13 protein-coding genes are annotated in these 12,410 nt (G+C 41.3%); 11 read left to right on the top strand and 2 right to left on the bottom strand.

Annotated features, from left to right (window positions below; translation table 11 throughout):
• Window positions 1–4: 4 nt before the first annotated feature.
• A complete protein-coding gene (locus M1D84_RS09705; protein WP_342492910.1) occupies window positions 5–685 on the top strand; it encodes a Crp/Fnr family transcriptional regulator in 681 nt (226 codons plus the stop codon).
• A 21-nt stretch (window positions 686–706) separates the two neighbouring features.
• The gene (locus M1D84_RS09710) at window positions 707–1,192 is read left to right on the top strand and encodes a DMT family transporter (RefSeq protein ID WP_342492909.1); all 486 of its coding nucleotides are present in this window, start codon (window positions 707–709) and stop codon (window positions 1,190–1,192) included.
• A 7-nt stretch (window positions 1,193–1,199) separates the two neighbouring features.
• Here M1D84_RS09710 and M1D84_RS09715 read toward each other — a convergent pair whose 3' ends face one another.
• The gene (locus M1D84_RS09715) at window positions 1,200–2,606 is read right to left on the bottom strand and encodes a phospholipase D-like domain-containing protein (RefSeq protein ID WP_342492908.1); all 1,407 of its coding nucleotides are present in this window, start codon (window positions 2,604–2,606) and stop codon (window positions 1,200–1,202) included.
• 159 nt (window positions 2,607–2,765) lie between these two features.
• Here M1D84_RS09715 and M1D84_RS09720 point away from each other — a divergent pair, with 159 nt between their 5' ends.
• From M1D84_RS09720 to M1D84_RS09740, 5 genes are all read left to right on the top strand, one after another.
• Window positions 2,766–3,542, top strand: coding sequence for a MurR/RpiR family transcriptional regulator (locus M1D84_RS09720; protein WP_024425669.1), 777 nt, complete (start codon window positions 2,766–2,768; stop codon window positions 3,540–3,542).
• Window positions 3,543–3,672: 130 nt separating this feature from the next.
• Window positions 3,673–4,587 carry a 1-phosphofructokinase gene (pfkB, locus tag M1D84_RS09725; RefSeq protein ID WP_133744069.1) on the top strand — a complete coding sequence of 305 codons (915 nt, stop codon included), beginning with the start codon at window positions 3,673–3,675 and terminating at the stop codon, window positions 4,585–4,587.
• A 13-nt stretch (window positions 4,588–4,600) separates the two neighbouring features.
• A complete protein-coding gene (locus tag M1D84_RS09730) occupies window positions 4,601–6,016 on the top strand; it encodes a PTS fructose transporter subunit IIC (RefSeq protein WP_133744068.1) in 1,416 nt (471 codons plus the stop codon).
• A 15-nt stretch (window positions 6,017–6,031) separates the two neighbouring features.
• Window positions 6,032–6,490, top strand: coding sequence for a PTS sugar transporter subunit IIA (locus M1D84_RS09735; protein ID WP_024427781.1), 459 nt, complete (start codon window positions 6,032–6,034; stop codon window positions 6,488–6,490).
• A 2-nt stretch (window positions 6,491–6,492) separates the two neighbouring features.
• Complete coding sequence (locus M1D84_RS09740) at window positions 6,493–7,362, top strand: class II fructose-bisphosphate aldolase (protein ID WP_044335845.1); 870 nt, start codon at window positions 6,493–6,495, stop codon at window positions 7,360–7,362.
• A gap of 38 nt (window positions 7,363–7,400) precedes the next feature.
• On the opposite strand, the gene M1D84_RS09745 is transcribed toward M1D84_RS09740, so the two are convergent.
• Window positions 7,401–8,921, bottom strand: coding sequence for an MDR family MFS transporter (locus M1D84_RS09745; RefSeq protein WP_133744067.1), 1,521 nt, complete (start codon window positions 8,919–8,921; stop codon window positions 7,401–7,403).
• Between the two features lie 170 nt (window positions 8,922–9,091).
• Here M1D84_RS09745 and M1D84_RS09750 point away from each other — a divergent pair, with 170 nt between their 5' ends.
• The 4 genes from M1D84_RS09750 to M1D84_RS09765 all read left to right on the top strand — a co-directional run bounded on the left by M1D84_RS09750 (window position 9,092) and on the right by M1D84_RS09765 (window position 12,386).
• The gene (locus M1D84_RS09750) at window positions 9,092–9,511 is read left to right on the top strand and encodes a MarR family winged helix-turn-helix transcriptional regulator (protein ID WP_342492926.1); all 420 of its coding nucleotides are present in this window, start codon (window positions 9,092–9,094) and stop codon (window positions 9,509–9,511) included.
• Between the two features lie 361 nt (window positions 9,512–9,872).
• Window positions 9,873–11,501, top strand: coding sequence for a T7SS effector LXG polymorphic toxin (locus M1D84_RS09755; RefSeq protein ID WP_446699465.1), 1,629 nt, complete (start codon window positions 9,873–9,875; stop codon window positions 11,499–11,501).
• Between the two features lie 19 nt (window positions 11,502–11,520).
• The gene (cdiI, locus tag M1D84_RS09760; protein ID WP_226340878.1) at window positions 11,521–11,880 is read left to right on the top strand and encodes a ribonuclease toxin immunity protein CdiI; all 360 of its coding nucleotides are present in this window, start codon (window positions 11,521–11,523) and stop codon (window positions 11,878–11,880) included.
• A 143-nt stretch (window positions 11,881–12,023) separates the two neighbouring features.
• Window positions 12,024–12,386 carry a hypothetical protein gene (locus M1D84_RS09765; protein ID WP_122631316.1) on the top strand — a complete coding sequence of 121 codons (363 nt, stop codon included), beginning with the start codon at window positions 12,024–12,026 and terminating at the stop codon, window positions 12,384–12,386.
• The last annotated feature ends 24 nt before the right edge of the window (window positions 12,387–12,410 follow it).

Below are 12,410 nucleotides of genomic sequence, written 5' to 3' on the forward strand. Positions count from 1 at the left end.
TTAGATGGAGGAGCTTCATGATCAATCTCTATTTTCCTCTTATCTCAAAGCACATGAATTAGAAAACGTCTTTCATCAGAAACTCATATCACACGTCAGCTTATGGCGCTATGAGCAAGGTGAGCTGATTTGTTCAAAGGGAGATCAGAGGGAGCACTTGTACTTGTTAGTAAAAGGAAAATTAAAGATTTTCACCACCACAAAAGAAGGAAAGACCTTCATTCTTTGTTTTAAACATCCTCTTGAAGCGATTGGAGATATTGAATACGTTCAGCAGACTGATATGGTCAATACAGTGGAGGCTGTCACAGAAGTACATATGCTAAGGATTTCTCATCAAGCGCTCATGCGCCATGCGAAAGATGACCCCCGCGTGTTAACCTTTTTACTAAAGGGCATCACAAACAAATTTTATACGAAATCAAACGATTTGAGCTTCCACCTTTTATACCCTGTAGAGGTCAGACTCGCAAGCTACTTATTGTCTGTGTTAACAGGGGATAACAGCGCGAGCGCACTTCGTCTTACTGATGCGGCAAGCTTAATTGGTACAAGCTACCGTCATATTAACCGGGTGATTCAGCAATTTTGTGAAAAAGGGCTGATCAAGAGGCGAAGAGGGGAGATTACGATTCTTGACCGGGAAGGACTCTTAGAAATAGCGGAGCGAAACATTTATGAATAGAAGAAATGAAGGGATACAGACATGATCATAGGAATAGGATTAGCCATTACGGCTGGCGCACTTGTCAGCTTACAAACCATTTTTAACAGTAAGGTCAATGAGCAGACAGGCTCTTGGTCAACGACCACTCTCGTTCTAGGTATGGGCTTTATTGCTTCACTCTTGATGGGTCTTTTGCTAGAAGGAACCGGCATGTTTCAATTAAGACATATGGAAGCGTGGTACTGGATTAGCGGAGCCATTGGAGTAGGGGTGGTCATCTGCCTCGTTCAAAGCATCAAACGTCTTGGTCCGACTTATGGAATCTCGATTGTCCTGATTTCACAGCTCGGCTCCGCACTTTTGTTCGATTCGCTCGGCTGGCTTGGGTTAGAGAAAGTGGAATTTTCTACCGCAAAACTATTAGGTGTCATTGTGATTGTTGCGGGGATCTTGGTGTTTAAATTGACCAAATTGGAGGCAGCAGAAGAGGAGAAATCAGAAGAAAAAGGGCTGCCACAAGAGTAGCTGCCCTTTAGATCAACCGCCGCCATAGAATGGTTATCGTGGATAAACCATTTAAAAGGAGCCTTTTCATTAAAGGCTTTTTTTTCTGCCCATATGACCCCGCTTTATAGGCTGCTTTATCCTTCGCGACGAGATAGCTATAAGCGATTTTCCGTTCAATTGCCCCAGTAAGTGATAGCGCAAACGGGGCACTATCAATGACCAAAATCGACTCTGTATTTAAAAAACTAGACCTCGCATCTAAATTATATGTTCCGATAATACTTAAATAATCATCAATGACCATTGATTTCGCATGAATGGAATACGGACCTTCATATTCGTACAAATGAACGCCTGTTTTCATCAGTTCCTTTTTCGTGCTTAAGTAACCTGCAAAAGCTAACGGATTTGGCGTCGCTGTAAGAGAATTCGTGACAACTGTCGTTTGAATCCCGCTGGCTAAGGGAGTGAGGCCGTCTTTCATGGGGCGTGTCGGGATGACATAGGGCGTCTGTATGAGCACAGAACGCTTTGCCCGGTGAGCAAGATCGTTTAGTTTTTTCAGCACAAGAGGACGCTTATTGAAGCGCTCCACAGGATTTGTAAAAAATGCAATCTGCTTTACTGAGGTGCCATCTGCTGCCCAATTAAAGGACGACATCACAAAAGGTTCTTTCGCATGCACTGCCTCCTGATAGGATCTAAGCAGTTTCTTTCTTAGTTTTAAGCCTTTTTTTGCTTTTTGTTTAGAGAATACAGCTTTTGTTCTTTTCGTAAAGTCATGATTCCATAAATAAACGAAATATTGCTCCATTTCATCTAATACTTTTCCTTTTTTGTCGTTATAGAGCAGCACATCGCGGTCAAATGCAAAGTCTTTCGGCGGCTGATCTGCAAAGTATTTATCACCGATATTTCTTCCGCCCATGACAGCCACTCGGCCATCTGCCAGCAGCAGCTTATCATGAAGGCGGTTATGCCACGTCCATGGCTTAAATAACCGAAAGGGCTCATAAAAACGAATGGCCATGTTCGGGTGATTTGCCACGGCATATCGTAAATCTTTTAGCGGTCCACGCAAACTGTGGCAGATGCCGTCTAAAAGCAGCTGAACTTTCACCCCTCGATCAGCAGCTTCAATTAAAGCACCTAGTACCCATTCGGCTGTTTTTCCCTTTTGAATGGAATAATAACTTAGGCGGATCATCCTCTTTGCCTCACGAATCATTTGGATTCTGGCCTGACCAGACTCAAATCCATCGTCAAGAAGCATCACTTGATTTGTGCCCTGATCATCTCCTGAGATCGAAGAGGCTTTATAGATACAATGTTCTTTGCATGTTTTTTGGATCGGTAAATAAAACAAAACAAATGCGGTCAAAAAGACATAAACGACATAGAGAAGGATCAGATAAAACAAAAGATGAAGCATTCGGATCAGCTCCTTTCACATAGACACAACTTTTCCTTAGTTTATGTCAAAAATAAAATTTCACTCATTTTCGCCTTTCATCTAAATACATGACAAAAGAATCATCTTGTTTTTATTGGGCATTTAATTATAGTATGAAATGAATAAGGGGGAATCGAATTGAACGAATCATTATTTAACATCCCAAGCGATGTATATCAAACGTTAAGTGAAACAGAACGTTATTTACTCAATTATATTCACCAGCATTTAGAGGATATCTCCACCTTATCCATTGTCACTTTAAGCGAAAGAGCCAATGTATCGACTGCCACGATAGTCAGGCTGATGAAAAAAATTGGCTATAACGGCTATACATCCTTTAAATATCGATTGAAACAAGAAAAGAAAATGACAGATGCAAGCGACCAGCTCAAAAATATTGATGAAGACATCAAACTAGCCATTCGGAAAAATGAAGAAGAGGTTTTAAAAACGATACAGCTGCAAAGTATTGGACAAATTGAAGATGCCGTTCAAAAAATACATAATGCAGACAAAATTTATATTTTCGGCAGAGGCTTCTCAGAGATGATCGCCAAAGAGATGACCATCAAATTACAGCTCATCGGGAAAACATGTGAAGTACACGACGATCCGAATATCATTCGGCTGAAATCGCGAGACATTGAAAAAAGTGAGCTTGCCATCTTTGTTTCATTAAATGGCGAAACAGCTGAGCTTGTTGAAGCGTGTCAAAACCTCAGTATGAAGCAAGTCACAACCATTACGGTTACGACAAGAATAGATTCTACATTAAGCAAAATATCAGATATGACACTAGTCGGATATAAAGGGGAACAATCTTTCTTCCCAGATTATGAAGTCAGATCCCGTCTGTCTCTTCATGTCATTGCCCGCATTTTACTTGACGCCTATGTGATCCGAATGAAATAACCAATAAGAAAGCCTTCGAGAGTTTGATCTGGAAGGCTTTTTCTCATGAAAACCTTTACACATTCTGAAAACATTTTCACTGAATCGTATGAGATACTTTCTTTAGAGAAAAGAAAGAAGGTGAAACCAATTGATTTATACCTGCACCTTAAATCCTGCTATTGACCTATATATTGCATTAAAAGAAATGCGGGCAAATGCAGTCAATCGCACAGAAGATGAAGATTATCAGCCGAATGGAAAAGGCGTGAACGTGTCAATTATGCTAAAGAAATATGGCTTCACCAGCACTGCACTAGGATTTATTGCTGGGTTTTCAGGCTCTTATATTGAACAATCCTTAAAGGATCTCTCCATTCAAACCGATTTTATCTCGGTTGAAGGCATTACACGCATTAATGTTTTTATCAATACGACAGAAGAATACAAGCTAGTGAATCAAGGCCCTGCAATTGAAGAAAAAGCGCTTCACGCCTTTCGTGAGAAAATTGCGGCTATCCCGCAAGGAGGCATCCTCATCATGTCAGGCAGTCTGCCAAAGGGCGTTCCTGCCAGCATTTTTTCAGAAGTAGCAGCTATTTGTCATCAACAGAAGGTCAAGTTCATTTTAGACACAAGCTCCGCAGCGGTTCTTGAGACGCTTCAATACAAACCGTATTTATTAAAACCGAATGAAGAAGAAATCGCTGCTTTTTTCGGCAAAACACATCCTTTGTCAGAAAAAGAACTCATTCAATCAGGAGAGAAACTCATTGAGATGGGTGCAGAGCAAGTGCTTATTTCCCGCGGGGGAGAAGGGGCTTTGTTCATTACGAAAGACGCCGTCTTAAAAGGAAACGCACCGACAGGCACTGTAGTAAATACAGCTTGCTCTGGAGATGCGATGCTCGCAGCCTTTCTTAGTAAACAGCTTGAAGGTCATTCATCTGACGAGTGCTTACGTTACGGCATTGCAACTGGCGCATCTACTGCATTTTCTAAAGGCTTAAGTGATTTACATGACATTGATTCATTGATTGAGCAAGTACACATTCAGAAGAAATAAGGGGGAATAACACATGAGCCGTAAAAAAATTGTCGCTGCAACCGGCTGTCCAACAGGCATTGCACACACATTCATGGCAGCTGAAGCATTAAAAATCGCTGCCGAGCAGCTAGGGGTCGACATCAAAGTCGAAACGCATGGTCAAGTAGGAATTGAAAACGCTTTAACTGATCAAGACATTCTGGAGGCCGATGGGGTCATTGTCGCAGCTGACAAAGATGTAAATACAGATCGTTTTCACGGCAAACCACTAATTGAAGTGCCTGTAGCGAAGGGTATCCGCACGCCAAATGAACTGATCCAAGGCATTATCAATGGAGATGCCCCCGTTCATCAAGTGAAAGGAAGAACTTCTGGAACGGAGAAACCATCTGCTCCTTCATCCTCTCAACAAAAGTCGGCAAATAAATGGATACACACCATTTATAAGCACTTAATGAACGGTGTATCACACATGCTGCCATTTGTCGTTGGAGGCGGTGTCTTAATTGCCCTTTCTTTCTTATTTGGTATCTACTCTGCTGATCCTAAGCACGAAACGTATCATCCGTTTGCTGCCTATTTGAAAAGCATTGGCGGACTTGGCTTCAGCTTAATGGTACCAATTTTAGCAGCATTTATCGCTGATTCGATCGCAAGACGCCCAGGGATGGTCGTTGGATTTATAGGTGGTCTCCTTGCAAATGATGGAGGCGCTGGATTCTTAGGTGGTATTATCGCTGGTTTTGCAGCAGGGTATATCATCGTACTTCTTCAATTCCTGCTTCAAAAATTACCAGCATCACTTGATGGATTAAAATCAATCTTCATCTATCCTGTCATCGGTATTTTCTTAATTGGGGCTGTCATGACCCCGTTGTTAGTTCCAATCACAGGGCTAAATAATTCCTTAATGGACTTTCTTTCATCTGTACAATCCACAAATCCGCTGCTTTTAGGCTTAATTGTTGGAGCAATGTGTGGATTTGATATGGGCGGACCTTTTAACAAAGCAGCCTATGTCACAGGAACGGCTTTACTTGCAGAAGGTAACCTTTACTTCATGGCAGGTGTGTCAGCAGCATGTATCACACCGCCGCTTATCATTGCGATTGCTACAACGATTTTCCGAAAACATTTCACGCCACAAGAACGAAATGCAGGGGCAATCAACTATATTCTAGGAGCGACACATATTACAGAAGGAGCCATCCCATTTGCGGCCAAAAACCCGGTCGTTGTCCTGCCAATTATCATGTTTGGCTCTGCCATCTCTGCTATATTGACATATTTGTTTGGGGTACAGGTTCCAGCTCCGCATGGTGGATTCCTTGTTCTTCCGGTCGTCACAGGTGCATTCCAATGGGTGCTTTCCATACTAATCGGCTCACTCGTAGGTGCGATTCTCTACGGACTTTACCGTAAAAAAATAGACAACCCAGCAGTTTAAAAGGGAGGATGAGAAATGATGGAACATATCTATATGAATCTTCACGAAACAGCTTCTTCACAGGCTGGCGTGTTCGCAGCCATTGCTGACATTGCCTACAAAGCAGGTATTTGCACCTCACCAGAGGATGTCAAAAAAGGGTTAGCGGAAAGGGAAGCACTGAGTACAACCGGATTTCAAGATGGATTTGCCATTCCGCATACTCAAACAGAAGCCATCACGAAACCAGCACTTGTGATCGTCCGCACGGAAACAGGTATTGAATGGGACGCTTTTGATGGGAAGCCTTGCTTTTTCTTCTTATCCTTACTGATCCCTAAAAGTGAAGCAGGGACGACTCATTTAAAAGCTCTTTCAGCCCTTTCACGAGGCTTAATGGATGAAACGAAACGTCAAAAACTGCTGGAAACAAGAACAAATGAAGACATGCTTGCTGTATTAGAAACGGATATTTTAACTAGAGAGGATGTTTGATCATGCCTTTACTTTCAACAACACCAATGCTTGAGGCTGCGAAAAACGAAAAATACGGAATTGTGGCATTCAATGTGCACTCCTTTGACAGTATCTATTGGGTGCTCGAAACTGCCGCAGAATTAAAGTCACCTGTGATTTTGCAAACAACGGTTGGAACGGTTCAATCTCTTGGAGCAAAAGCGATTGCAGATACAGTGAAGGCGGCGGCTGATCAATATCAAATCCCAATCGGTCTTCACCTGGATCACTGCACAGACTTTGATGTGATTCTCACCTGTATCAGGGCTGGATATACATCCGTTATGATCGATGCATCTATGCACTCATATGAAGAAAATGTACGCCGCACAAAAGAAGTCGTGGATCTTGCCTTAAAAGTCGGTGTAAATGTCGAAGCAGAGCTAGGCAAGGTAGGCGGTGTAGAAGATGATATCGTCGTTGACGAAAAGGATGCTGAAAAAGCCGTTCCATCAGAATGCCGTCAATTTGTAGAAGAAACTGGAGTGCCTACTTTAGCGCCTGCGATTGGTACTGCCCATGGCATTTATAAAGGGGTGCCGGATATTGACTTTGACCGCATTGAACAAATTGCAGCGCTGGTCGATGTACCACTTGTCCTGCACGGTGGTTCCGCTGTACCAGATGAGGATGTCAAGCGATGCGTTGCACTTGGTATGGCAAAGGTGAATGTCTCAACTGAACTGAAAAATGCGTATTCCGAAGCAATACGTGATCATTTCTCAAACGAACCTGAAAGCTTAGATCCGCGTATGTATTTACAAAAAGCAAAACAAGCAGCGAAAGACATGGTCCAATCGAAAATACGAATCGTTGGCAGTGAAGGCAAAGCCCATCCGTTATATCAATAAGAAAAAAAGCAGAGCCGCTATCGCTCTGCTTTTTCACATTATTCGTTTTCTTTCATTTCATTAGATGTGCGTACTCGTGCATTTCCCATAAATATGACCGTAATCGCCGCAAGTGCAATCGGGAATAATGCAAGCAAAAATACGTACGTAATACTTTGTGACATCGCATCGATGACTTTATTTAAAATATCAGGCGGAATTTGTGAGCGGGCACCTTCTTGGAAAATAGCCTGTGGATCGCCTACTTGAGAAGGGGCTCCTTTCATTCCGCTAAAGGCATCTGCTAAACGATTTGTCAGCACATTGGTTTGAATCGTTCCGAAAATCGTGACACCCAGAGTCATTCCAAGTGATCTCATAAATGAATTGGTCGAGTTTGCACTGCCTCGGTAGCGTGGCTCAAGATCATTCATTGAAGCTGAAGGCAGAAGGGAGAAGCTGAACCCGACGCCAAAGCCTGATATCATCATAAAGAGTGTGAGCCACAGTCTTGCTGTATCTGGTGACATATTGGCAAGCAGCAGCATCCCAGCGAAAAATGAAATGACAGAAATGGTCATAAGACGTCTGAAAGGCACTTTCGTCTGCATCGTTCCGCCAATCATACTGCCAATGACTGATCCAATCATCATCGGTGTTAAAATGAACCCTGCACTTGTCGCAGATTCACCGTACACCGCCTGCACGAAAATAGGAATAAAGACAGCAAGAATAATAAATGTCCCGCCATATAAAAACGCCAAAATTTGAGATGTTGCAAATAATCGATTTTTAAACATCCAAAATGAGATAATCGGCTCCTCAGCCTTACGCTCAACAATAAAGAAGATCGTACCGAACACAAGAAACACAGCAAAAAGTGTGAGAATTTGCACCGAATCCCAAGCATAAGATTTACCGCCAAGCTCAAGCGCGAACATTAAGCTGACAACCGCAACGACAAGTGTAATAGCACCTGACCAGTCGATTTTCTGCTTACGATGTTCAAGCGATTCCTGATAGTATCTGGCGATCAAGAAGACACTGACAATACCGATTGGCACGTTAATATAGAAAACCCAATGCCAGCCGATCGAATCCGTAATAATAGCACCTAAAAGCGGTCCGAGTACACTTGATAAACCAAAGACTGCTCCAAACATACCAGACATTTTTCCGCGCTTTTCAGGCGGGAAGATGTCAAAGATAATCGTAAATGCGATCGGAAGAAGTGCACCGCCCCCAAGCCCTTGAATGGCTCGGTAAATAATGAGCTGATCCATCGTTTGTGCGATACCGCACAGCGCTGATCCAATTAAAAAGAAAATAAGTCCAAACAGAAAAAAACGCTTTCGACCATACATATCAGAAAGCTTTCCGTAAATAGGCATTCCCGCCATCACTGCCACCATATAAGAAGCTGTCACCCAAGCAAATTTATCAAAACTGCCTAAATCTGCTACGATGCTTCCCATTGCTGTTGCAACAATGGTATTGTCCATCGCTGCCATAAAAATCCCTAACAGCAAACCGATGACAACAAAGCGAGTGGATGCCTTGCCTTTATCCACATGATTCATTTCATTTACCTCCTGCTTACGTTCTCTCATTATTTTTGCTATGATCAAATTAACCATAAAGTAAGAGAACATTTATCTTGATGATCAAGATAAATTGATTTTAAAGGGAGGAGAACAAGTTGTCAATAAAGAACGAGGCTGAAGACAGAGCAGCCCAGATCATACATACAATGAGGCGCCTCGCCACACGAACCGTTTTGTTCCACCAAGCGGCCGCTCAATCGCTCGGCCTTTTTCCAACAGATCTCAAATCCGCCGATTTATTAAACGAACTCGGTCCTCTCACAGCAGGAGAATTAAGTGAAAAAACAGGTCTTAGCTCCGGTGCGGTCACAGCTCTTATTGACCGGCTTGAAAAAGCGGGCTACGCCAAAAGAGAAAAGGATCCAAAAGACAAACGAAGAGTCATCATTGTTCCTCTAACAGCGGGGAAATCACAGGTAAAAGAACTCTTTCGATCCTTATCAACATCAACGAAGGAACTCACAAATGAATACAAACCAGAAGAATTAGATTTAATTATTCAATTTATAATGGAAGCAGCAGATATCATGGAGCAAGAGCTGCAATTGCTGAAGTCTAAATCGTAAAAAGTACACTGATGCGGGTGTGCTTTTTCTAAGTGCATTCCTAATTCATGTAGGGATTGCCTCGACTAGTGACATCTTCCTTACCATGGAAGTGCTCTATAACATTTTTTATAATGGAGTAGCTCAAAAAAATGTTCTATTTAAAAGATTGTTCTAAAAACTACATTATAATTGTTATGACAAAAGTGGAGCTAAAGTATTCTATTGAAACCTTGTTCATTTACATAATAAGTGCTGTTTTTTGTATCAATATTCCTATTTAATGACAAAATTTTTATTGGTAAAATTGACCTTGTCAATGAATAGGAAGGAGTGAATTCTTCTGGGCAAGATACTTGATGCAAAAGCACTAACAAGTGCCATGGACACAAGGGCAAAACACTATCAGGAACTCCGCGAACAAATGGTAGATTTAAAAAAGGCATTACAAGGTGTGGCCAATCTCGGTGATGATTTCACTGGGAAAGGTGCAGATAATATTAAAAGTTTCTATAAAGAGCTTGCTGGAAATGTAGACATGTTTATCAGCTTCATTGATAAACAAAAAGCCTTTCATGAAGGTGTTTCTGGGACACTGGATGATACGAGCTTTGGCGGCGATACCTTTGTAGAAGAACACTTTTTAGACAACGCAGTACATATGGGCATCAAGAATGCCAAAAGCATTGTGAAGGATCAAAAAAAGGCACTCAAAACGATTTTTCAAGACATTGATGACCTCATTTCCCTAGAGGTATTTGATAGCCAAACCTTTGATGAAAATATAGAAGATGCGGAAGATGAACGAAAAAAGACGGTCAAAGAACTAAGAGAGCTTGATCAAAATTTAAAAGATGAATATGCTTTGTCAGAGACGGAGCAGCAAGCTACAATGGCATTGTACGCTGAAATGATCAATGCGACAAATGACGGAAAAGCGATTTCGCCTATGAATTTTGACAAGAAAGCGTATCAAAATAGCGAAATCTACAAGGCAAAAAGCGATATTGAAAAGCAAACTGCTGAATATCTGAAAATCAAAAAAGAACAAGAAGAAGCCCGCAAGATCGCAAAGGAACAAGAAGCCCTCGCCAACCGCCCTTGGTATGAAAAAGCCCTCGATTATGGTGGAAACATCGTGAATGAACTGACTGGCGTGAACGATGCAAAACGTGCCGCAACAGGCGTCGATCCAATCACAGGCGAGGAACTCACCGCAGGCCAGCGAGTCGCGGCAGGAGGCATGGCAGCCGCAGGCTACATCCCAATCGTCGGCTGGGCAGGACGCATTTTCAAAGGCGGGAAAGCTGTTTATAAAACCACCCAAGCCACATCAGCTGCAGTCAGAGCAGTCGACATTTACAAGACATCACAAAAATCCTTTGACGCCTTAAAAACATCTCAAAAAGGACTATATGGCCTCACTGCAACCAACGGATTCAGCGAAGCAATCACAGGCCGAGACATGTTTGGAAACAAGATCTCAAAAGAACAGCAGGAAGCAAGTATGAACGCGGCTCTGGGGATGCTTTTGCCGTTTGGGGCGAAAGGCTTTCGGGGGAAGATGGGAATTACGGGTAGGGAAAACGTTAAGTTCTCATCTAGCTTAGAAGATCATATAAGAAAAGTTGATCCCAATGTTCCAAGGAGAAGAGGAATTGGTGGGGCGCATAACAAAGATGAATTTATGAAAAATGATGTAAATATATTAAATGTTAAGAAGCATGATGCTTTGCCAGGAGTGGAAAAAATAACTTACCAAGTTCCTTCTTTAGATGCTAAAACAGGTCAAAAAATTGGATGGAAAGCAAAGCCATTTGATAAAACTGTTTATGATCCTAAGTTAATTTCTGATGAAGATTTTATTAAACGAGGAAAAGAAGCTGTAAATAATGCTTCTTCAAAAGGTGTTTTAGGGAGAGAATGGGAAGGTTATGATGGACAAGGTATAAAATGGAGAGGTTATACAGATAAGGATGGGGCAGTGACCTCGTTTTATCCTGAATTATAGGTAGGAGGATTCAGATAGTATGTTAAAAAAAATTTTAGAAACTCAAATGTTAAGAGATGAACACTTTCCTGTGGTGGCTTTCTTCAATGCCATTACTGATGATAGCTTTGTAAATATTGTTCAGCATTTATCTACGGGAGTAGGTTATGGAATTAACGATGTGGATTGCACATTTCCAAATGATCTGGAACCCGACGAGGAGCCCTTTCATGGAGTACTATTTGCACTTCATGATGATGAGGTTATTGTTGATTATCAAACATTCTACTATTATCTTGAGCAAGCCTGTAACACGTACATTACAGAGTATCCTCAGGATAAGAAAACTATTAGCGAGGTGTTAAGGAAGGTTTTTGAAAAATATAGATTGGCCAATTGACAGAAGCAACCTCTGAAAATAGTTGAGCAACTAAGTATTGAAATTAGTAGAATGATTAAAGACAATTCTAATTGATAATTTATAGGCTGAATAATAAATTAGGACTTAAATTACTATCAAATTTATGAATAAGTTGGAGAATAATGAGAAGAAATATAAAACTCGAAGTCCCTGTATTCAACATTCATCCTTTAAGAATAACTGAAGGTTGGATTGTACGTTATAATAATTTCAGGGAAATTGACCCTAAAAAGTTAGAAGCAGAAGATGATAGATGGTTTATGTTCACTGAAAGTTTATTACAACTTTATCATGAGAAATCATCAATAACATTGGATTTAGGGTGGTATCCTGATTTATCTTCTGATGGTAACTACCTTGTTCTAATAGTTAAAAATACAGATTGGGACAATCCTATTGAGGAATTCAGCTCGGATGACTATACCAAAGTGATTGATTTTATAGAATTTCATTTGAAAGAAATTACATCCAACTGGTGGAAATAAAATAGTAGGTACTTATTTACTAAC

Source organism: Bacillus sp. PK5-006 (genome assembly GCF_054161415.1).

Excerpts from the sequence above, each read along its gene's own strand:
- M1D84_RS09705 (WP_342492910.1), top strand. The coding sequence starts at position 5 with ATGGAGGAGCTTCATGATCAATCTCTATTTTCCTCTTATCTCAAAGCA.
- M1D84_RS09710 (WP_342492909.1), top strand. The coding sequence starts at position 707 with ATGATCATAGGAATAGGATTAGCCATTACGGCTGGCGCACTTGTCAGC.
- M1D84_RS09715 (WP_342492908.1), bottom strand. The coding sequence starts at position 2,606 with ATGCTTCATCTTTTGTTTTATCTGATCCTTCTCTATGTCGTTTATGTC.
- M1D84_RS09730 (WP_133744068.1), top strand. The coding sequence starts at position 4,601 with ATGAGCCGTAAAAAAATTGTCGCTGCAACCGGCTGTCCAACAGGCATT.
- M1D84_RS09735 (WP_024427781.1), top strand. The coding sequence starts at position 6,032 with ATGATGGAACATATCTATATGAATCTTCACGAAACAGCTTCTTCACAG.
- M1D84_RS09740 (WP_044335845.1), top strand. The coding sequence starts at position 6,493 with ATGCCTTTACTTTCAACAACACCAATGCTTGAGGCTGCGAAAAACGAA.
- M1D84_RS09745 (WP_133744067.1), bottom strand. The coding sequence starts at position 8,921 with ATGAATCATGTGGATAAAGGCAAGGCATCCACTCGCTTTGTTGTCATC.
- M1D84_RS09750 (WP_342492926.1), top strand. The coding sequence starts at position 9,092 with ATGAGGCGCCTCGCCACACGAACCGTTTTGTTCCACCAAGCGGCCGCT.
- M1D84_RS09755 (WP_446699465.1), top strand. The coding sequence starts at position 9,873 with ATGGACACAAGGGCAAAACACTATCAGGAACTCCGCGAACAAATGGTA.
- cdiI (WP_226340878.1), top strand. The coding sequence starts at position 11,521 with ATGTTAAAAAAAATTTTAGAAACTCAAATGTTAAGAGATGAACACTTT.
- M1D84_RS09765 (WP_122631316.1), top strand. The coding sequence starts at position 12,024 with ATGAGAAGAAATATAAAACTCGAAGTCCCTGTATTCAACATTCATCCT.